This window comes from Micromonospora sp. LA-10, from assembly GCF_051853095.1.
Lineage (GTDB): Bacteria > Actinomycetota > Actinomycetes > Mycobacteriales > Micromonosporaceae > Micromonospora > Micromonospora echinospora_A.
The window spans coordinates 2,215,700-2,234,839 of record NZ_CP195710.1; the positions used below are offsets into that span (position 1 = coordinate 2,215,700).

At 72.3% G+C, this 19,140-nt stretch carries 19 protein-coding genes; 3 read left to right on the plus strand and 16 right to left on the minus strand.

All coding sequences use genetic code 11. The features are described 5' to 3' along the window. Window positions 1-67 precede the first annotated feature (67 nt). From ACSDG8_RS10270 to ACSDG8_RS10285, 4 genes are all read right to left on the minus strand, one after another. On the minus strand, window positions 68-472 hold the full coding sequence (locus ACSDG8_RS10270) for a type II toxin-antitoxin system VapC family toxin (protein ID WP_210893329.1): 405 nt from the start codon (window positions 470-472) through the stop codon (window positions 68-70). Continuing rightward, window positions 469-666, minus strand: coding sequence for a hypothetical protein (locus ACSDG8_RS10275; RefSeq protein ID WP_018785844.1), 198 nt, complete (start codon window positions 664-666; stop codon window positions 469-471). Before ACSDG8_RS10275 ends, ACSDG8_RS10270 begins: the two co-directional genes overlap by 4 nt. A gap of 429 nt (window positions 667-1,095) precedes the next feature. Then, the gene (locus ACSDG8_RS10280) at window positions 1,096-2,325 is read right to left on the minus strand and encodes a PP2C family protein-serine/threonine phosphatase (protein WP_210893330.1); all 1,230 of its coding nucleotides are present in this window, start codon (window positions 2,323-2,325) and stop codon (window positions 1,096-1,098) included. A 62-nt stretch (window positions 2,326-2,387) separates the two neighbouring features. Then, window positions 2,388-2,933: a GNAT family N-acetyltransferase gene (locus tag ACSDG8_RS10285; protein WP_210893331.1), complete on the minus strand. Its 546-nt coding sequence runs from the start codon at window positions 2,931-2,933 to the stop codon at window positions 2,388-2,390. 51 nt (window positions 2,934-2,984) lie between these two features. Here ACSDG8_RS10285 and ACSDG8_RS10290 point away from each other — a divergent pair, with 51 nt between their 5' ends. Continuing rightward, window positions 2,985-3,827 (plus strand): YhjD/YihY/BrkB family envelope integrity protein, encoded by an 843-nt coding sequence (locus tag ACSDG8_RS10290; RefSeq protein ID WP_210893332.1) that lies wholly within the window; start codon window positions 2,985-2,987, stop codon window positions 3,825-3,827. 10 nt (window positions 3,828-3,837) lie between these two features. Here ACSDG8_RS10290 and ACSDG8_RS10295 read toward each other — a convergent pair whose 3' ends face one another. Then, window positions 3,838-5,004, minus strand: a complete 1,167-nt coding sequence (locus ACSDG8_RS10295) for an alkaline phosphatase PhoX (RefSeq protein WP_210893333.1) — start codon at window positions 5,002-5,004, stop codon at window positions 3,838-3,840. 104 nt (window positions 5,005-5,108) lie between these two features. Then, the gene (locus tag ACSDG8_RS10300) at window positions 5,109-5,528 is read right to left on the minus strand and encodes a 50S ribosomal protein L7/L12 (protein ID WP_210893334.1); all 420 of its coding nucleotides are present in this window, start codon (window positions 5,526-5,528) and stop codon (window positions 5,109-5,111) included. 67 nt (window positions 5,529-5,595) lie between these two features. On the opposite strand from ACSDG8_RS10300, the gene ACSDG8_RS10305 reads away from it, so the two are divergent. Further along, window positions 5,596-7,191, plus strand: a complete 1,596-nt coding sequence (locus ACSDG8_RS10305) for a phytoene desaturase family protein (RefSeq protein ID WP_210893335.1) — start codon at window positions 5,596-5,598, stop codon at window positions 7,189-7,191. 56 nt (window positions 7,192-7,247) lie between these two features. Here ACSDG8_RS10305 and ACSDG8_RS10310 read toward each other — a convergent pair whose 3' ends face one another. Together ACSDG8_RS10310 and ACSDG8_RS10315 are read right to left on the minus strand one after the other, a co-directional pair. Further along, complete coding sequence (locus ACSDG8_RS10310) at window positions 7,248-7,886, minus strand: TMEM175 family protein (protein ID WP_439428041.1); 639 nt, start codon at window positions 7,884-7,886, stop codon at window positions 7,248-7,250. A gap of 107 nt (window positions 7,887-7,993) precedes the next feature. Next, a complete protein-coding gene (locus tag ACSDG8_RS10315) occupies window positions 7,994-9,562 on the minus strand; it encodes a Rieske 2Fe-2S domain-containing protein (protein ID WP_439427841.1) in 1,569 nt (522 codons plus the stop codon). Window positions 9,563-9,809: 247 nt separating this feature from the next. Between ACSDG8_RS10315 and ACSDG8_RS10320 the strand changes: the two genes are divergently transcribed. Further along, a complete protein-coding gene (locus tag ACSDG8_RS10320) occupies window positions 9,810-10,034 on the plus strand; it encodes a hypothetical protein (RefSeq protein ID WP_439427842.1) in 225 nt (74 codons plus the stop codon). A gap of 69 nt (window positions 10,035-10,103) precedes the next feature. On the opposite strand, the gene ACSDG8_RS10325 is transcribed toward ACSDG8_RS10320, so the two are convergent. The 8 genes from ACSDG8_RS10325 to ACSDG8_RS10360 all read right to left on the minus strand — a co-directional run bounded on the left by ACSDG8_RS10325 (window position 10,104) and on the right by ACSDG8_RS10360 (window position 19,011). Further along, complete coding sequence (locus ACSDG8_RS10325; RefSeq protein WP_210893338.1) at window positions 10,104-11,321, minus strand: DivIVA domain-containing protein; 1,218 nt, start codon at window positions 11,319-11,321, stop codon at window positions 10,104-10,106. Between the two features lie 22 nt (window positions 11,322-11,343). Further along, entirely contained in the window at window positions 11,344-12,489 is a 1,146-nt protein-coding gene (rlmN, locus tag ACSDG8_RS10330) for a 23S rRNA (adenine(2503)-C(2))-methyltransferase RlmN (protein WP_210893340.1), read from the minus strand. A gap of 104 nt (window positions 12,490-12,593) precedes the next feature. Next, a complete protein-coding gene (locus ACSDG8_RS10335; RefSeq protein ID WP_210942881.1) occupies window positions 12,594-13,922 on the minus strand; it encodes a phosphatidate cytidylyltransferase in 1,329 nt (442 codons plus the stop codon). Window positions 13,923-14,173: 251 nt separating this feature from the next. Further along, window positions 14,174-14,731, minus strand: coding sequence for a ribosome recycling factor (frr, locus tag ACSDG8_RS10340; RefSeq protein WP_030504243.1), 558 nt, complete (start codon window positions 14,729-14,731; stop codon window positions 14,174-14,176). A gap of 87 nt (window positions 14,732-14,818) precedes the next feature. After that, a complete protein-coding gene (gene pyrH / locus ACSDG8_RS10345; RefSeq protein WP_192900267.1) occupies window positions 14,819-15,553 on the minus strand; it encodes a UMP kinase in 735 nt (244 codons plus the stop codon). Between the two features lie 192 nt (window positions 15,554-15,745). Continuing rightward, window positions 15,746-16,573, minus strand: coding sequence for a translation elongation factor Ts (gene tsf, locus ACSDG8_RS10350; protein ID WP_073830340.1), 828 nt, complete (start codon window positions 16,571-16,573; stop codon window positions 15,746-15,748). A gap of 129 nt (window positions 16,574-16,702) precedes the next feature. Continuing rightward, window positions 16,703-17,572 (minus strand): 30S ribosomal protein S2, encoded by an 870-nt coding sequence (rpsB, locus tag ACSDG8_RS10355; protein ID WP_210942846.1) that lies wholly within the window; start codon window positions 17,570-17,572, stop codon window positions 16,703-16,705. Between the two features lie 359 nt (window positions 17,573-17,931). Continuing rightward, the gene (locus tag ACSDG8_RS10360; protein WP_210942845.1) at window positions 17,932-19,011 is read right to left on the minus strand and encodes a hypothetical protein; all 1,080 of its coding nucleotides are present in this window, start codon (window positions 19,009-19,011) and stop codon (window positions 17,932-17,934) included. Window positions 19,012-19,140 lie beyond the last annotated feature (129 nt).

Sequence of the window (19,140 nt, forward strand, 5' to 3'; positions counted from 1 at the left end):
CTCCACTTCCCCGAGGTGGCGGCATCAGCGCTACCCCGATGCCACCACTTCGGCGAACCGGTGTCGATCACGCCAGGTCGAGGAGCTTGAGGTCGTCATGGTCGGCGAAGTCCGCGTAGTCCTTGCCGTTGAACGTCGCGAGCGGAAGCCGGTGGACCAGGCAGCATGCGGCGATCCATGAGTCGTTGACCGGCCGCGGTCGTCCACGAAGCTGAGCCGCAGCCTGAATTCGACCCCAACGCACCGCGACGGTCTCGTCGAAGGGCAACAGGACCAGGTTCCGCCGCCAGCGCGCGAGGTCAGCCAACTTGCGCGGGCCCCAGCTCCGCACCACGGTCCACTTGGTCAGCTCTCCCAACGTCACGAAAGTGATGGCGAGGGTCGCCCCGGTCAGCCGCGCTCTCAACCGCTCGTCGACCCGGCCTCGCAGGATCGCCGATGCCACGTCGGTGTCCAGGACGATGATGCTCAAGCCAGTCCCTCGCGCCGCGAGGCGTACAGGTCGGCGAGGAAGCGTTCCAGTTCCTCGTCCGATTCGATCAAGTCCGGACGGGCAAGATCGTCGAGACTGGTGACCGGCTCGACGCCCTGGCGACGTGCGAGTTCGTCGGCCGGCACGTGAACCGTGCCCGGCCAGTCCGGGTTGCGCTCGGCGTCGGTCGACATGGGGGCGCTACCTTCTCCACCTCACTGAATGCTTCATCCTCTCACTTGGCGACGCTGAAACCTGCCGATCACACCCGAGGGTCACACGTTCTCGGAGCCGCCGGTCGCACCCACTGTGCGCCCGTCTTTGCGAACGGTCAGGCGGGGCGTTCCAGGACGAAGGTCTGCAGTTCGGCGCCGCCTGGGCGTCGGGGTGCAGGTGCCAGCCGACCTCGATGTCGTCGGTCAGCGTCACGCCGTCGCGTCCCGGCAGCGGCTTGAGCAGGATGCTGCCCGCCACCGGCCCGCCGTCGCGCGGCTCGATCGCCCACAGCCCCCACCGACCGGCGTACGGCACCCAGCGCTCCCGCCACAGCCGGACCCGATCGCGCCTCGGACGGGTCGGTCATCCGCCTGTGGCGCACGTGCGGCTGGCGCTGCAGGAGGAGGCTACGGGGACACGATCGTCCCGTCGGGCGCGGTGAGGTGCTCCAGGTGCCCCAACGGCAGGTGCGGGGGCTGCCACTCCAGGAACATCGCGGTGGCGTCGTCGTCGAGCTGGTCCTGCTGGTAGGCGAGGACGGCACGCACCAGCCGGCGCATCGTCTCGGGGCTGGGCAGCCGGTCGTTGAGGGCACGCTCGACGAAGTCGACAAGTCGGTCCAGCCCGAACCGTTCACCGTCGTCGCCCCGGGCGTCGGTGATGCCGTCGGTGTAGGCGAGGACGCGGTCGCCCGGGTGTAGCGCCTCCTCGTGCGCCCGCGGTCGCCGCGTCGACAGGTTACCCAGCCCGAGCGGCAGCGCGGTCGGCCCGGGCAGCGCCCGGACGGCCTTGCCGTCCCGCAGCAGCATAGCGCCAGGGTGGCCGGCGTTGATGATCCGCAGCAGGCCGGTCCGCCGGTCGAGTTCGGCGAGCAGCGCGGTCGCGAACATGCCGGGGTGTTCGGAGCGGACCCACCTGTCGATGCTGATCGCCGTGTCGATCAGGTCGAGACCGGTGCGCCGGGCGTTGCGGTACGCGCTGACCACGAGCGAGGCCATCGCGCTCGCCTTGATCCCGTGCCCGCAGGTGTCGAAGAGCCCGACGCTGAGCACGTCGCCGTTGAGCGCGTAGTCGAAGATGTCCCCGCCGACGTCGTAACACGGTTCGAGAATGGCGGTGACCACCAGGTCGTCCGTCGCGAAGGTCAGCGGCGGCAGCAGCCCCCACACGATCTCGGCGGCGACCTGCATCGGCAGGCGGCGGCGGATCCGTTCCACGACGTCGCCGTAGAGCCGGCGGTTCACCAGGACCTGGGCGACGGCGACAGCCACCTCCCAGGCCGGCCGGTCCAGCGCGGGGTCGCCGGCGCGCGACGACACGATCTCCAGCGCGCCCAGCCGTTCGCAGCCGAGCAGCAGGGGCACCCAGAGCCGGTCCGGGTGGTCGGGAGCGCGCTGCACCTGGAGGCCGGTGAACGCCCGACCGGCCAGCGTCGTCTCGATCGTGAGCTCGTCCCGAGGCGCGCCCGCGCCGACCAGGGGTACGAGCGAGGACTGTGTGTAGTCGGCCAGGTAGATCACCATGTCGGTGGCCCCGATGGCGGGCGCGACCCGGTTCACCAGGAGCGACAGGTCGTCCGGACCACCCCGGGCGGCGTTGACGTGCAGCCAACGCGCCGCGTCGCCACCGTCGACCATCCGCGCCTCCCCCGTGTCTCCACCACCGTAGGAGGCCGAGGGCGAACTGCCAACGGCGCGGCTCAGGTCGGGCGTTCCAGGACGAAGGTCTGCAGTTCGGCGCCGCCGTACCAGTCGGTGCGCACGCCCACGTGCGTCATGCCGAGCCGCCGGGCCACCGCCATCGACGGGTCGTTCCCGGCCATCACCACCGCGTACACCCGCGGCGTGCCGGTGGCGAACTCGCGTTCCAGCACCGCGCGGGCCGCCTCGGTGGCGTAGCCGTTGCCCTGGGCGTCGGGGTGCAGGTGCCAGCCGACCTCGATGTCGTCGGTCAGCGTCACGCCGTCGCGTCCCGGCAGCGGCTTGAGCAGGATGCTGCCCGCCACCGGCCGGCCGTCGCGCGGCTCGATCGCCCACAGGCCCCACCGGCCGGCGTACGGCGCCCAGCGCTCCCGCCAGGAGCGGACCCGCTCGCGCGCCTCGGACGGGTCGGTCATCCGCCCCTTGCCGCCGCCCAGCCAGCGCATCACCTCGTCTCGGGAGTAGATGTCGTAGATCCGGGCCAGGTCGTCCGGCGACTCGGTCCAGTCCCGCAGCACCAGCCGGTCGGTCGTGGCGATCGTCATGCCGCCGGATCGTAATGCGTGGCGAGGTCCCGTACGGGGAACGAGAGGGCGATGGGCGACGGGTGGGATCGGACGAAGCGGATCACGGCTGCGGCGTTCCGGCCGGTCCGCGGCCGGGACCTGTCGCTGCACGCCGCCGCGATCACCTTCTACGGCGCGATCGCCGTGGTGCCGGTGGCGCTGCTGGCGATCTGGCTGACCGGGCTGCTCGCCGGGGCGGACCGGGTGCGGCGGCTGACCGGGTACGCCATCGACACGCTGCCCACCGAGATCGGCGCGCACCGGGCGGCGGCCGCGCTCGTCGAGGCCGGGCTGGGGCTGACGCCGCTGCTGGCGCTGGCCTCGCTGCTGCCGGCCTCCCTCTACGGGGAAGGGCTGCGCCGCGCCTTCGTCTCGGTGGCCGAGCCACGCGCCGAGTCCGGCGCGCTGGTCGGCTGGCGCGGTCGCCTGCTGCTGCTCCCGCTGCTCGCGCCGGCCCCGGTGCTGCTGCTGTCGATCCTGCTCGGGCTGCCGATGACCACACGGCTGGTACGCCAGGGCGGCTGGATCGGCGCGCTCGGCGTGGTGCTGTCGTTCCTCGCGGTGTGGCTGGTGCTCACGCCGGTGCTGATCTGGGTGTTCCGGGTGGTCGGCCCGGCCTCCCCGGACTGGCTCGCCACAGTGGCTCTGGGCTCGTTCACGGCGGCGAACCTGTCCGGCTTCGTGCATGGCTTCGTGCTGTTCTGCTCGCTGCCGCTGGACCTGGGCGTGCCGTTCGGCGGGTTCGACGAGATCGGCGGCGGCGTGGCGGTGCTGCTCTGGCTGTACCTGTTCCACGTGATCGTGCTGTCCGGCTACTCGGCCACGCTCGCGGCGAGCCGGTGGCGGGCCACCCGGGAGGCTGCCCGCGCCTGAAGGCTGCGGGTCAGCGCCGGAACGGGCCGCGCACCTCGTACGTGATGCCGCCGGTCCCGGCCCGGGCGCCGCTGGTGCCGCGCTGGGACGAGAAGTAGAGCCGGCTGCCGTCCGGTGAGAACGCGGGCCCGGTGATCTCCGACTCGGACTGCCCGAGGACCCGCACGAACGGGGTCACCACGCCGGCCGGCGTGATCATGTTGATCTCCATGTTGCCGCCGTCCTCGGCCACGTAGAGATCACCGCCCGGGGTGCCGGTGATGTTGTCGACGCCGGTCAGCGGCGCGGCCCCGGCCGGCACCAGCGAGTCGTCGTACGCGAGGTCGAGCCGCTGGTTCACCGCGTCGTACGCCCACACCCGGTTGTCGCCCTTGGTGGTGAACCAGCAGGTGTCGTCGGCGTACCAGCAGCCCTCGCCGCCGTCGAACGTCTGCGCGGCGCCCACCTGATAGCGGGTCGGCACCGGGAACCCGTCGCGGTCCGGCAGGTCCCGCCAGGTGACCGGGCCGGTGACCTGGCCGTCCGGGGCGCAGAGCACCTGGACCTTGCCGGTGCGCAGGTCACCCCAGGTGTCCGGCACGAACCGGTAGAAGCAGCCGTCCGACTCGTCCTCGGTCAGGTAGACCACCCGCCGCTGCGGGTCGCAGGCCGCCGCCTCGTGCTTGAAGCGGCCCATCCGGGTCCGCTCCTCGCCGGATCGGCCGCCCTCCGGCCAGGTCTCGAAGACCCGGCCCAGCGGCACCTCCTCGCAGGACAGCCACGTACCCCACGGGGTCGGCCCGCCCGCGCAGTTGACGTTGGTGCCGCCGAGGATCCGGTACGCGGCGGCGATCGCGCCGTCGGCGGCGAACCGCACCGCCGAGGCGCCGCCGACGAGCGGCACCTCCGAGTTGGAGACGTAGATCCAGCCGTCGCCGGCCGGGAAGCAGGCGCCGCCGTCCGGCGCCGGGTGCCAGGTGTACGAGGTGCCGGCGACCCGCTGCCCGGACCGCGCGATCACGCGGCTGGTGAAGCCGGCCGGCACCTGGAGACCGTTGGCGTCGGGGGCCAGCAGGTCCCCGTACGGGCCGGGACCGGGCTGGGCCGGCTGGGCCGGTGCGGCGGCGGCCCAGAGGGCGCCGGCGAAAGCGGCGGCGCCACCGGCGGCTGTGGCACGCAGGACGGTACGACGGTCCATCGGGGATTACCTCCCGGAGGCGGTGGGTGTCCCGTCGACGGTAGGACGAAAAGGCATCGACCACCGCCACTATAGAGTGAACGCCCGGTGACGGCCGTCCGGCGTCAGAGCCCTTCGACGTAGCGCTTGGCGTCGGCGAGCGACATGTGCGTGTGCTCGCGTACCACCTTGATCGCCTGGATCTTCTTCCCTCGGTGCAGCAGCCGCGCGGCCTCGGCCCGCACCGCCTCGTCGACGCCCTTTCCGGGTGCCGGGGCGCCGGGCGGCCAGGTGCCGCCGGCCGCCAGCGCGTCCACCGCCCGCTTCGCGTCCAGCAGCGACAGCCCGGTCTGCTCGCGCAGCACCTTCACCGCCTCGACGGTACGCCCCGCGCGGGCCAGCCGGAGCACCTCGGCCTGCCCGTCGCCGGCCGGGCGGTCCGGGGCGACCAGGTCCCGGGGACGGTCGCGCCGCAGCACGAGCAGGAGGAGGAGCACCACCACGACGAGCGCCACAGCGAGCGCGATCTGGACAGCCGGGGACATGCCGGGAACGGTAGCGCCCCGCCGCGAACCCTCCCGCCGGGGACCCGTCGCCGCTACGCTCCGCCCCATGAGCGACGCGAGTGAGCTGCCGTCCCGTGCCGACGTCGTGGTGGTCGGCGCCGGGCACAACGGCCTGGTCTCGGCGATCCTGCTGGCCCGCGCCGGCCTGGACGTGCTGGTGCTGGAGGCATCAGGGGTGATCGGCGGGGCGACCCGCACCGAGAACCCGTTCCCGAAGGTGCCGGGGCTGCGTCACTCCACCGGGTCGTACCTGCTCGGGCTGATGCCGCCGGAGCTGCTGGCCACGCTCGACGTGAGCATCCCGGTGCTGCGCCGCGACCCGCACTACTTCCTGCCCACGCCGGGCGGGCTCGGCTCGCCGTACCTGCTGGCCGGCAGCGACGTGGCAGCGAGCCGGCGGCAGCTCGCGGAGATGTTCTCCCCCGCCGACGTGGCCGCCGACGACGCGCTGCACGCCGAGCTGGCCCAGCTGCGGGAGGATCTCGCCCCGGCGTGGCTGGCCGAGCCGCTGCCGGTCGAGGAGACCGCCGAACGCTACGTGCGGCCCGCGCTGCGGCAGGTCTTCGTCGAGCTGGTGCGCGGCTCGGTCGCCGACCACCTGGCCCGCTTCGACTTCCGCTCCGAGCTGCTGGTCAGCATGTACGCGGTCACCGACGGCCTGTCCGGGCTCAACGCAGGCCCGGACGACCCGGGCACTGGGCACAACTTCCTGGTGCACAACATGTGCCGGCTGCCGGGCGCGGACGGCACCTGGATGATCACCCGGGGCGGCATGGGCACCGTGTCGCGCACGTTCGCCGAGGCCGCCGTGCGCGCCGGGGCGCGGATCGTGGCCGACGCGCCGGTCACCGCGATCCGGCTGGACTCCGGCGCCGCCGCCGGGGTGACACTGGCCGACGGGCGGGAGGTGGACGCCCCGGTGGTGCTCGGCGCCTGCGACCCGTACCGGCTGATGGAGCTGCTGCCCGACGGCGCGCTCCCGGCGGAGCTGGGCGCGCGGATGGCGGCGGTCCGCCGCCCCGGCACCACGCTCAAGCTCAACCTGGCGCTGACCGGGCTGCCGCGCTTCTCCTGTCTGCCGGCCGACGCGCCGAGCCCGTTCGGCTCGACCATCCATCTACTGCCCGGCTCGGCCTCGCTCATCGGCGACGGCGGCGAGTCGCCGATGGCGGCGCTGCGCGGCATGTGGGCGGACGTGCGGGCCGGGCGGCTGCCCGACGAGCCGACGATCGAGTGGTACCTGCACACCACTGTCGACCCGTCGCTGTCCGACGACGCCGGGCACCACTCGTCGGCGCTGTTCGTCCAGTCGGTCCCCTACGAGCTGGCCGGCACCACCTGGGACGCGGCGCTGCCCGGCTACGTCGAGCGGCTGCTCGCGATCTGCGAGCGGTACGCCCCGGGCGCCGGTGACCTGGTCGCAGACGCGGTGCCGCTGCCGCCGCCCGGCATCGAGGCGCACTTCGGCATCACCGGCGGGCACATCCACCACGTCGACAACACGGTGTCGTTCACCGACCGGATGCCGTACGCGACGGGTGTGGACGGCGTGTACGCGGGCAGCGCCGGCTGCCACCCGGCGGGCAGCGTGATCGGCGCGGCCGGCCACAACGCGGCCCGCCGCATCCTCGCCGAGATGTAAGGAAGGGCCCCTTATTAACGCCTCCGGTAGAGGAAGGGACCCTTCTTAACAAGCGCTCACGGAGTGTCGGGCGCCTCCTGGCCGGCGGGCGGGAGATCGCCCGGCCCCCGGACCAGGTAGACGCCGACCAGCAGCAGGTACGCCAGCAGGCTCAGCAGCGGGTCGACGAACACGATGGCGAACGCGACCAGGTAGAGCAGCGGGCCGAGCCGGAACCGGCGGGCCACCGCGCTCGCCAGCCTCGGGTCGAGATCCGGGTGCAGCAGCCCTCGGCGGCGCGCCCACCACCAGCTCAGGTTGAAGAAGAGCGCCTCGCCGAGCACCACGCCCACGTACAGCGCGGCGGTCAGCCGCTGGTCGCGGACGGTGCCGCGCAGGTTGTCCGCGAGCAGGTCGGCGGTGAACGGGATCGCCGCCACGAACATCAGCAGCAGCAGGTTCAGCACCAGCAGCATCTGGTCGACCCGGCGGACGTAGCGCCACATGTTGTGGTGGGTCAGCCAGACCTGGCCGACGATGGCGAAGGTGATCACGTACGCCAGGTAGGCCCGCCACTCCTGCATGAGCACGGCGGCCAGCCCGTCGTCCTGCGGCAGGTCCGGGTCGAACGCCAGCAGCTCGACGGCCATCAGGGTGAGCACGATGGCGATCACGGCGTCGCTGAACGCCTCCACCCGGGAGGCGTCGCGCGCCATCTCGCTGCCGCGCCCGAACCGGTACACCGGTTCCCTGTCCGCACCCGTCACACCGCCCCCTCACGACCGATGGTCGCGTGCCGGGGGCGGCGTGCGGGGTGAAACGGTCAGACGGCCGGCGCCGAGGTCTCCGCGTCCGCGCGGTGCGCCCGGATCTTGTGCCCGACGCTGGTCAGGCAGCGGCCGCTGGCCAGGTCGAACTTCCAGCCGTGCAGCTGGCAGGTCAGCTGGTCGCCGTCGACGATGCCGAACCGGCTCAGGTCCGCCTTCAGGTGCGGGCAGCGCCGCTGCACCACCCAGCCGTCGAGCGTGATGTCCTCGGCGTCGACGGCCCGCTCGTGCTCGTCGTACCAGCCCTCGGCGTACTGGAGACGCTCCTCGGAGAGGCACTTGAAGAAGGCGTAGACGAACTCGTTGTACTGGCCGATGCGGGCCGCCGAGAAGCGGCAGGACAGGAAGAGCGAGTTGACCCAGTCGACCTCGCCGATGTGCAGCAGGTGCTCGATGAGCGCACGCTCGGTACGGAAGCGGTAGCGGACCTTCTCGTCCGCGTACGGCCGGACCTCCTTGCCCGGGAAGTCCACCACGATCGACTCGACGCTGTCGCCGTCGTAGCCGACCAGGTCGAAGCGGACCGGACCGCCGACGCCCTTGGCCAGGTAGATCGACTCGTCGAGCAGCGGCTCGATCCGGCGCTTCATCTCGCCCAGCACGTCGACCTCGGGGTGCCGCCAGGACGCCTTCTCGGCCTCGATGACCGGGCGCTTGCGCTCCCGCATCTCCTCCAGGTGGGCGACCTTGTTCGCGAAGAACTCCTCCACCGGCACCGGGTGCCTGGTCGTCGCGCCCTCGGTGGTGATCTCCGAGACGCTGCCCGGCAGCAGCACGATGCCGTTGGTGCCGCCGACCTTGGCGTACTCGGACAGGAACACCGACTGGTCGGGGAAGATGTTGCCCTCGTCGCCGAAGATGTCGTTGAACTGCCACAGCTCGTCGTCGAGGAAGCACGGCGGGCCGGCGATCGGGAAGACGTGGTCGGCCTTCAGGTCGTCGATGTAGCGCCAGGTGCGGTCGAACTGCCGGTCCCGCTTCTGCTTGCCGAACGCGGTCTTCGCCGCCTGCGGCAGCTCGTAGACCATCGGGTACCAGATCGCGCCGGAGAACTGGAGCATGTGCGCGTGCACGTGGCCCAGCTCGGCGAACACGGTCAGGTCGGTCGGGCGGGCGTCGTTCTGGTTGAGCAGCCGCACACCCTCGTACTCGACCCAGAGCGAGGAGTCGCCGATCGGGCCGTCGGTCGGGCTGGTCAGCGCCTGGATCATGATCTTCAGGCCGCCGGGCAGCTCCACGACCTGCTCGTTCGGGGCCTTGAGGAACTTGGTGAAGCCCAGCTCCCGGAACTCGTCCTCCATCTCCGAGGTGGGGAACTCGGGGAGCAGGACGGTGGCGTCCTTCGACACGAAGTCACGCAGGTGCTTGGCGTCGAAGTGGTCCCGGTGCAGGTGCGACACGTACAGGTAGTCGACCTGGCCCAGGGTCTCCCAGTCGAGCAGGGAGTTGTCCGGGAAGGGGAACCACGAGGCGAAGTAGGCGGGATTGACCCACGGGTCGCACAGGATGCTGCCCGCGGCCGTGTCGATCCGCATGCTGGCATGGCCCGTACCGGTCACTCGCACCGCAGTCCCCCTCAAAAAGGCATCAGGTGTACGTCAAGACGCTACCGGAGGCAGTGTGCTCGCCGTCCCGCGACGCCGGTAGTGCCCAACCGCCCCGACCCGGACGGGACCTACGGCCCGGGTCACGCGACAACCGCTCTGTCGCCCGCCCGGGTCATCCAGCGCACCGGAGGCCGGACCCTGCGCCGGGGCCGGTTGGGGGCGTGCCAGACTGATCGGAGATCCGATCGCGAGGGAAGGACCGACAGTGGCAGGAGACGAGCCGGTAACCGCGCCAGATCAGCACAAGCCCGGGCACCGTAAGTCCGGACGGATCGGCGCGGTGCTGTCGGCGCTGGTCTTGGTTCTGATGGCGTTCTGCGGGATCGAGGAGGGCCAGGTGGAGCACATCTGGCTGTTCGGGATCGCCGGGCTGCTGATCGCCATCGTCATCGGCGACGCCGTGCTGCGCCGCAACGGCCTGCGGTCCTGACGCACGGCGCCCACGGTACGCGGAAGGGCCCACCCCTCACGGGGTGGGCCCTTCGTCGTCAGGTGCGGGTCAACGGCCGAGCAGGATGTCCTGTACGTCCTTGAGCGCGGCGTCGACCTCGGCCTCGAAGTAGCCGCCGGGCACCAGCCCGAAGCGCAGCGTGTCGAGGTCCTTCGGGTTCACCGGCATCGGGTTGCGGCCCTGCATGCCGCCGAGCAGCGTGTCGAAGAACCGGTCGACCTGGTCCGGGTCGTACCCGCTGCCGAACCGGCGGACCTGGAAACTGCGCCGGATCTGGTCGACCCGGTAGAGGTCGCTGCCGGGCGGGCCGGCCATCGGCGGTCCCACCATGGGCGGGCCGGCGACCGGCGGGGTCACCAGCGGCGGGCCGGTCATCGAGGGGCCCGGGCCGTAGCCCTGGTCCGGCGGGCCGTAACCCGGGTCGGGCGGCCCGTAACCGGGCTCCGGCGCGCCGTAACCCTGCTGCGGCAGCGCCGGCGGGCCACCGGGACCACGACCGCGCAGCTCACGCTCGGGCATGCGGATCTCGGCGGTCATGTCGGCACGCCCGCGCCGGCCGGCCTCGAAGCCGTCGAAGCGCTCCTCCTGGCCGTACCCGCCGGGGCCGCTGTCCTGACCGTAGCCGCCCGGGCCGCTGTCCTGGCCGTACCCGCCGGGACCGCTGTCCTGGCCGTACCCGCCCGGGCCGGTGTCCTGGCCGTAGCCGCCGGGGCCGGGCGGCAGGCCGCGCGGCGGCGGGCCGCCGTGCCCGATCGGCGCGCCCGGACCCATCGGGCCGGGGCCGCCCGGGCCACGCGGGGCGTCGTAGCCACCGCGCGGACCGTCGTACCCGCCGGCGAACGCGCCGGTCGGCTCGTCGTAGCGGCCGCCGTAGCGGTCGGCGGGCGGGCCGGCCTGCGCCGGCATCTGCCGGGGCGGCATCGGCGGCTGCGGCACCGGCGACATGCCCCGGTCGTCGCGCATCGGCGGGCCGATCCGGTCGGCCATCCGGGGGTCGCCACCGCGGCCGGCGGGGGCGCCACCGCGCTCCTCCAGCTCGGCGAGCTGCCGCTCGACCCGGTCGAGGTGCAGGTCCACCTGCCACTCGTCGTAGCCGTTGAAGCGGACCCGGAAGACGACGTCGTGGACCTCCTGGGAGGCCACGGGGGCGCCGACCGGCTGACCGGCGAGTGTCGCCTCGACCCGGTCCAGGAAGGCGTCGACCTCGTCGACCTTGTATCCCCGGCGGAGCGCCTTACGCCGGAAACGCTGACCCTGACTCGCCACTATGTCTCCTGGTCTCGTACCGCTACGCCGTTGCCGCGCGTGAGTCGCCGTCCGTGTCCCCGGCGGCGGCGAGTTGGCCACACGCCCCGTCGATCTCGCGCCCCCGGGTGTCCCGCACGGTGGTCGACACCCCGGCGTCGCGCAACCGCCGGACGAACTCCCGCTCGACCGGCTTCGGGCTGGCGTCCCAGCGGCTGCCCGGAGTCGGGTTGAGCGGGATCAGGTTCACGTGGGCCAGCTTGCCGGCCAACAGCCGCCCGAGCAGATCTGCTCTCCACGGCTGGTCGTTCACGTCCTTGATCATCGCGTATTCGATGGACACGCGACGCCCCGTCGTGGCCGCGTAGTCCCACGCCGCGTCCAGCACCTCGGACACCTTCCAGCGCTGGTTGACCGGGACGAGTTCGTCGCGCAGCTCATCATCGGGGGCGTGCAGCGACAACGCAAGGGTCACGGAGAGGTCTTCGCTGGCCAGTCGCCGGATCGCCGGGACCAGCCCGACCGTGGAGACGGTGATGTGCCGCTGCGACAGGCCCAGACCCTCCGGCGCCGGATTGACCAGCCGGCGGATCGCCGCCACCACCCGCGAGTAGTTGGCCAGCGGCTCGCCCATGCCCATGAACACCACGTGCGACAGGCGCGGCGGCGAGCCGGCCACCGCGCCGGACGCGGCCACCCCGGCCAGGTAGACCGCCTGGTCTACGATCTCCGCGGTGGACAGGTTGCGGGTCAGCCCGGCCTGGCCGGTCGCGCAGAACGGGCAGGCCATGCCGCAGCCGGCCTGGCTGGAGATGCAGACGGTCACCCGGTCCGGGTAGCCCATCAGCACGCTCTCCACGAGCGAGCCGTCGTGCAGCCGCCAGAGCGCCTTGCGGGTCGCGCCGTCGTCACAGGCCAGCTCGCGTACCGGGGTGAGCAGGGTGGGCAGCAGCGTGCCGGCCAGCCGCTCCCGGGTCGCCGCCGGCAGGTCGGTCATCTGCTCCGGGTCGCGCACGAGGCGGCCGAAGTAGTGGTTGGAGACCTGCTTGGCGCGGAACGCCGGCTCGCCCAGCTCGGCGACGAGCGCCTGCCGACCGGGCAGGTCCAGGTCGGCGAGGTGGCGCGGGGGCATCGAGGGTCGGCGGCCGCGGGCGTCGGGGTCTACGGAGATCAGCGGGAGACTCGTCATGGCGCGTCCAGTCTGACACGCTCCCGCCCGGACGCACCCGTCCGTACGTGTCGAATCGCCCCCGGCCGCCCGGCCCGCCGCGGGTCGCCGCCGTGACGCATGCCTCAGCTCACCACCGGGACGAACACGGCGAGCAGCAGGTAGGCCACCGGCACCGCGAACAGGATCGAGTCGAGCCGGTCCATCAAACCGCCGTGCCCGGGCAGCAGATTGCTCATGTCCTTGACGCCGAGATCCCGCTTGATCATCGACTCGGCGAGGTCGCCGAGCACCGCTGAGACCGAGATCGCCATCCCGAACAGCGCGCCCCACCAGGGCGCCACGTCGAACAGCACCCACAGCAGCACCGCGCTGCCCGCCGCCGCGGCGGCGACCGAGCCGGCGAAACCCTCCCAGGACTTCTTCGGGCTGATCGTGGGCGCCATCGGGTGCTTGCCGAACGTCACCCCGGCCGCGTACCCGCCGGTGTCGGAGAGCACCACCGCGACCAGCGTCACCAGCACCCGCAGGTGCCCGTCGCCCGGCGCCGCCGCCAGCATGGCCGCGAACCCGGCGAGGAACGGCACGTACACCGCGATCAGGGTGGCCGCGGTGAGGTCCCGCTGGTAGTTGCCCGGCCCGTCGCCGAGCCGCCAGATCATCGTGCCCAGCACCGTGACCAGCAGGCCGAGGCAGAGCGCGTCCGGGCCGGCGAACCAGGCCAGGCCCACAGTGATCACGCCACCGGCGACCAGCGGCGCCAGCGGCGGGTGGGCGCCGCTGCGGCGTACCGCCCGGGCCATCTCCCAGATGCCGATCCCGACCGCGGTCGCCAGCACGGCGAGGAACGCCGGCATGAAGAAGAACAGCGGCACCACAACCGCAGCGCCGAGGGCCAGTCCGACGCCGATCGCGGCCGGCAGGTTGCGGCCCGCCCGGGACGTCGTCGGCACGACGGTCGGCGGTCGCTCCGCGCTCGCCCGCCGCCGTCCCCGGCCCCGTCGGCCGGCCTGCGGCTCGGGCTCGGGCTCGTCGCGTACCGCCGGGATCTGGTCGGTGGGCTCGTCCCGCACCGGCGCGATCTGCGCGGTCGGGTACTCGTCGTCGCGGACCGGCTCACCCCACGGGCCGCTGTGCTCCGGCCCGTCGGGCCGGCCGCGGTCGCCGGCCGGCGGTCCGTCGTACCGGCCCGGTCCGTCGTGGTGCCGCGAGGTCGTCGGGTACGGCCCGGAGTACGTGTCCGGGCCCGCGTAGGTGTCCGGACCGGTGTACGTGTCCGGAGCCGCGTACGCGTCCGGGCGGGCGTAGGTGTCCGGCTCGGCGGGGTGGGTGGGCGCCGCCGGACCGGGCCGCCAGGGGCCGGGTTCCAGGTCGGTGTCCGGCCAGGGCAGGGCGGGCGCCGGACGGTCCCAGCCACGCGGCTCGGTGCTGCCGTAGGGGTCGGGGTGGGACATCACGCACCGGCACCCGGTACGAGAGCCACCACATGACGCAAGACCAAAACCATCCCCTACCGGCGTGAGACTTCCTGTTGACCGACCGACGGCCGGGCGACCCCCGCCGTTCACCCCGTGGTGGCCGGAATCGTGCCGAGCCTACTGCACCCGCCGGAGCCCCGAGGGTGTGCGCCGCCGGGCACGACGACGGCACCGGGCCGCCGCCCGTGCGGGCGACGGCGGCGGTGCCGTGCGGGGTACGCGGGCGCTCAGACTTCGAGCAGCTCGCTCTCCTTGTGCTTGACCAGCTCGTCGACTCCTGCGACGAAACGGTGGGTCAGGTCGTCCAGTTCCTTCTCCGCGCGCCGGCCCTCGTCCTCGCCGACCTCGCCGTCCTTGACCAGGCGGTCCAGCTCCTCCTTGGCCTTGCGGCGGATGTTGCGCACGGCGACCTTGGCCTCTTCGCCCTTCTGCCGGGCGACCTTGATCATCTCCCGGCGCCGCTCCTCGGTCATCTGCGGCAGGACGATGCGGAGCTGGTTGCCCTCGTTGTTCGGGTTGGCCCCGAGGTCCGAGTCGCGGATCGCCTTTTCCATGGCGCCCAGCTGCGAGTTGTCGTACGGCTTGATGATCACCATGCGGGGCTCGGGCACCGCGATGGAGGCCATCTGCGGCAGCGGGGTCGGGCTGCCGTAGTAGTCGATGACGATCCGGGAGAACATGGCGGCGTTGGCGCGACCGGTACGGATCCCGCCGAACTCCTCCTTGGCGTGCTCGATGGCACGCTCCATCTTCTCCTCCGCCTCGAGGAGGGTGTCGTCGATCACCGGTCTCCTCGCCTCCTTCTGTTGCTCGTCGTGGGTAGTGCGGGTGCCGCCGTGGCAGAGGGACCGCTTGTCGATCCGGCGGGTCGGTCAGGCGGTGATCAGGGTGCCGATCTTCTCACCGGCGACAGCCCGGACGATGGTGTCGTCGCCCTGGGCGCCGAAGACCAGCATCGGCAGGCCGTTCTCCATGCAGAGGCTGAACGCCGCGGCGTCGGCCACCCGCAGGTTGCGGCGCAGCACCTCGGAGAAGGTGATCGAGTCGAGCTTGCTCGCGGTCGGGTCGATCCGGGGGTCGGCGGTGTACACCGCGTCCACACCGTTCTTGCTCATCAGCACCACGTCCGCACGGATCTCCAGTGCCCGCTGGGCGGCCACCGTGTCGGTGGAGAAGTACGGCATGCCGGCGCCCGCGCCGAAGATGACCACGCGGCCCTTCTCCAGGTGCCGGATCGCCCGCAGCGGGATGTACGGCTCGGCGACCTGGGCCATGGTGATCGCGGTCTGCACCCGGGTCTCGATGCCCTCCTTCTCCAGGAAGTCCTGGAGGGCCAGGCAGTTCATGACCGTGCCGAGCATGCCCATGTAGTCGGCGCGGGCCCGGTCCATGCCGCGCTTCTGCAGCTCGGCGCCCCGGAAGAAGTTGCCGCCGCCGACCACCACGGAGACCTGCACGCCGAGGCGTACCACGGTGGCGATCTGCCGGGCGATGCCCTGCACGACGTCGGGGTCGACGCCGATCGCGCCGCCGCCGAAGACCTCACCGGAGAGCTTCAGCACCACCCGGCGGGACCGACCGGGAGGAGGCGCGGTCGGATCCTCCATCGCCAGGCTCCGGTCACTCACAACCTGCGTCATCCGCCCCGCCCCTTCTCCCCGCGCATCGCGCGGGCGTCGCCGTACGTGCCCTTGCCGACCCTATGTGACGAGGAGGCCGCGGTGCCTGTCACGTACACCGGCGGCCTCCTCGTCGACGTTCTCCCCTGTGCCCGGGCCTGGAAGGCCCGGTGCGGCGGCTCAGGCCTGGCCGACCTCGAACCGCAGGAAGCGGGTCACCTCGATGCCGGCGTCGGCCAGCACCTGCTTGACGGTCTTCTTGTTGTCGGCGACCGACGCCTGCTCCAGCAGGACGAAGTCCTTGAAGAAGGCGTTGACCCGGCCCTCGACGATCTTCGGCAGCGCTGCCTCGGGCTTGTTCTCCTCGCGGGCGGTCTGCTCGGCGATGCGCCGCTCCGACTCGACGGTCTCGGCCGGCACCTCGTCGCGGGTGAGGTACTTCGGGCGCATCGCGGCGATCTGCATGGCCACGGCGCGCGCGTCGGCGTCCGCCGCCTCGTCGGTCTTGCCGGTGAACTCCACGAGCACGCCGACCGCCGGGGGCAGGTCCTGGCTCTTGCGGTGCATGTAGACCGCGGTGGTGCCGTCCAGCTTGGCGAAGCGGTTGAGCACCAGCTTCTCGCCGATCTTGGCGGACTGCTCCTGGATCAGGTCGGCCACGCTCTTGCCGTCGATGCTGCTGGCGAGCAGCTCCTCGGCGTTGGTGGCGCCGCTGGCCACACCGTGCTCGACGAGCTGCTGGGCCAGCGCGATGAAGGCGTCGTTCTTGGCGACGAAGTCCGTCTCGCAGTTGAGCTCGAGCAGCGCCTGGCCGGAGTGGGCGACGAGCCCGTTGGCGGCGGTGCGGCCGGCCCGCTTGCCGACGTCCTTGGCGCCCTTGACGCGCAGGATCTCGACGGCCTTGTCGAAGTCGCCCTCGGCCTCGGTCAGCGCCTTCTTGGAGTCCATCATGCCGGCGCCGGTGAGGTCGCGGAGCTTCTTGACGTCCGCGGCGGTGAAGTTGGACATGACTCTCTCTTCGGTGTCAGTGAGGTGGTCTGGGGTGCTGATTACCCGGTTCCGGGCCGGTGCTGACCCGGCGTACCCGTCGCGGCCCCACCGCCGGGAATCGCCGACGGTGGGGACGCGACGGCGAGATCACTCCGCGGCGGCGGTCGCCGGCTGCTCGACAGCGGCGGGTGCCGGCTGCTCAGCGGCGGCGGGCTGCTCGTCGGCCTTCTTCGGCTCCTCGAGCAGCTCGCGCTCCCACTCGGCCAGCGGCTCGCCGGCGGCGACCTGGCCGGCCTCGGGCTTCTCGTCCGCGCCCCGGTTACGGCCGGAGCGGGCGATCAGACCGTCGGCGACGGCGGCGGCGACGACCCTGGTCAGCAGCTCGGCCGAGCGGATGGCGTCGTCGTTGCCCGGGATCGGGAAGTCGACCTCGTCCGGGTCGCAGTTGGTGTCGAGCACGGCGATCACCGGGATGCCCAGCTTGCGGGCCTCGTCGACGGCGATGTGCTCCTTCTTGGTGTCGACGATCCAGACCGCGGCCGGGAGCTTCTGCATGTCCCGCAGACCACCGAGGGTCTTGGTGAGCTTGATCTTCTCGCGGGAGAGCTGGAGCGTCTCCTTCTTGGTGTAACCGGCGGCGGTGCCGCTCAGGTCACCCAGGGCCTCCAGCTCCTTCATCCGCTGCAGCCGCTTGTACACGGTCTGGAAGTTGGTCAGCATGCCACCGAGCCAGCGGTGGTTGACGTACGGCTGGCCGACCCGGGTCGCCTGCTCGGCGATGGCCTCCTGGGCCTGCTTCTTGGTGCCGACGAACAGGATGCTGCCGCCACCGGCGACGGTGGTGCGGACGAACTCGTACGCCTTCTCGATGTAGTCGAGCGTCTGGCGTAGGTCGATGATGTAGATACCGTTGCGCTCGGTGAAGATGAAGCGCTTCATCTTCGGGTTCCAGCGCCGGGTCTGGTGCCCGAAGTGCACACCGCTTTCCAGCAGCTGACGCATGGTCACGACGGCCATGGTGGGTTACTCCTACTTTGTCCCTGGTTGTCCGTCCGGTCGGCGACCGGACGCCTGGCGCCCGGTCGGCGGCCTGGGTGGGCCCGGATGAAGAACCGGGACCAGGGAGGCCGTCGCCCCACGGAGGAGACCGTGGAGAGGGCACGCGAGGTCGACCGCGCAAGGCGGTCGCCAGTCGACCAGTGTACGCGCCCTGCCCGCCGCACGGCCCTCGGGTGCGGGAGGCCGGCTCGATCGATCCTTGATCGGCTTCGGTACGGCCTTGATCGACACCAGCCTTGATCGACTCCATTACGGCGAAGTGGCGGTGTCAACCTGTCGGTGACACCGCCACTTCGGGGTAGATGGCCGTTCCCCGCTCAGCCCGCCGCGAGGGCGGCGGCGAGGAAGAGGACCAGCCCGACCGTCAGGTACGCAGTGGGCGGGCGCAGCCAGCCACGGCTGCCGTCGGCGAGCGCCAGCCCGCCGGTACGCAGCCCGTACAGGCCGGTTCCGAAGATCGGCAGCCCGACCACCAGGAACATGCCCACCACCACGTGCGACGTCGACACCGGGTCGCCGAACAGGCCGTGCAGCAACACCCGTACCGCCGGCACCTCCAGCACCAGCACCATCACCGCCAGCAGCACCGCCAGCGCCGGACGCCGGGTCCGGTACACACCGTCACCGGGCGGCGGACCGTCCGGCCGGGGCATGAGTGCCGGCATCGGGCCGGTCGGCATCTCCAGCGGGTTCGGGGTCGCCGCCGGCTCGGCCGGACCGGCCGGGCGCTCACCGATCCGCAGCGGAGTCGCCTCGCCGGGATTGAGCCGCGCCGCGGCCGACGGGTCCGCCCCACCGGTCGCCGGCGGCTCGCCCGAACGGCCGGTGTCCACGATCGGGTAACCGCCGAGCGGCCCCGGACGAGCCTGGCCGGCAGCGGCGCCGAGGGCCAGCGCGTTACCGCCACCGCGCGGATCGGCGTTGTGAGCGGCCAGGCCGTACGGGTCGCCGCCGGTACGGGACGCGTCGTCGGAGGCCGGGGCGCCGAGCGGGCTCGCCGGCACCGCGCTCAGCGGGTTGCCGTGCGCGGCGGTGCCGAGCGCGTCCACACCGCTGCGGGACACCGCGGCGAGTGGGTCTTCCCCACCGAGCGGGGTCGCCGACTCGCGCGCCGCGCGCCGGCCGGCGCGCGTCCCGGGCAGCTCGCCGGAGACCTCCGGGTCGTCCGGCCGCTGCGACCGCCAACTGCTCGTGTCGTCCACCAGCGGGTCGGCGGCGGAGTACCGGCCCGGCTCGGCGTACCGGCTCTCACCGGCGCGCTGCTCCGGCGTGCGGTAGTCGTCGTCGCGGTAGCGGGGCTCACCCGCGGCGCGCCAGTCCGACTCGTATCCGCGGTCGCCCCATCGCGGCCCCTGCTCATCCTCGGGATAGCTCCGTCGTCCGTCCACGACCGGCACGGTATGCGACCGGCACCAGCCGCGCCATTCGGGTCGGGGGGCGTCGGCCCAGCTCAACGCCTACATCACCATCAGGCGCCACCCGACTACATGCTGTGGATCAAACAATTGAGAACCAGCCGCCGAAAT

Coding starts and splice junctions, on each gene's coding strand:
- tsf (WP_073830340.1), bottom strand. CDS start 16,573: ATGTCCAACTTCACCGCCGCGGACGTCAAGAAGCTCCGCGACCTCACC.
- rpsB (WP_210942846.1), bottom strand. CDS start 17,572: ATGGCCGTCGTGACCATGCGTCAGCTGCTGGAAAGCGGTGTGCACTTC.
- ACSDG8_RS10295 (WP_210893333.1), bottom strand. CDS start 5,004: ATGGACCGTCGTACCGTCCTGCGTGCCACAGCCGCCGGTGGCGCCGCC.
- ACSDG8_RS10305 (WP_210893335.1), top strand. CDS start 5,596: ATGAGCGACGCGAGTGAGCTGCCGTCCCGTGCCGACGTCGTGGTGGTC.
- ACSDG8_RS10300 (WP_210893334.1), bottom strand. CDS start 5,528: ATGTCCCCGGCTGTCCAGATCGCGCTCGCTGTGGCGCTCGTCGTGGTG.
- pyrH (WP_192900267.1), bottom strand. CDS start 15,553: ATGGAGGATCCGACCGCGCCTCCTCCCGGTCGGTCCCGCCGGGTGGTG.
- ACSDG8_RS10285 (WP_210893331.1), bottom strand. CDS start 2,933: ATGACGATCGCCACGACCGACCGGCTGGTGCTGCGGGACTGGACCGAG.
- rlmN (WP_210893340.1), bottom strand. CDS start 12,489: ATGACGAGTCTCCCGCTGATCTCCGTAGACCCCGACGCCCGCGGCCGC.
- ACSDG8_RS10275 (WP_018785844.1), bottom strand. CDS start 666: ATGTCGACCGACGCCGAGCGCAACCCGGACTGGCCGGGCACGGTTCAC.
- ACSDG8_RS10310 (WP_439428041.1), bottom strand. CDS start 7,886: ATGGCGCGCGACGCCTCCCGGGTGGAGGCGTTCAGCGACGCCGTGATC.
- ACSDG8_RS10290 (WP_210893332.1), top strand. CDS start 2,985: ATGGGCGACGGGTGGGATCGGACGAAGCGGATCACGGCTGCGGCGTTC.
- ACSDG8_RS10335 (WP_210942881.1), bottom strand. CDS start 13,922: ATGTCCCACCCCGACCCCTACGGCAGCACCGAGCCGCGTGGCTGGGAC.
- ACSDG8_RS10280 (WP_210893330.1), bottom strand. CDS start 2,325: ATGGTCGACGGTGGCGACGCGGCGCGTTGGCTGCACGTCAACGCCGCC.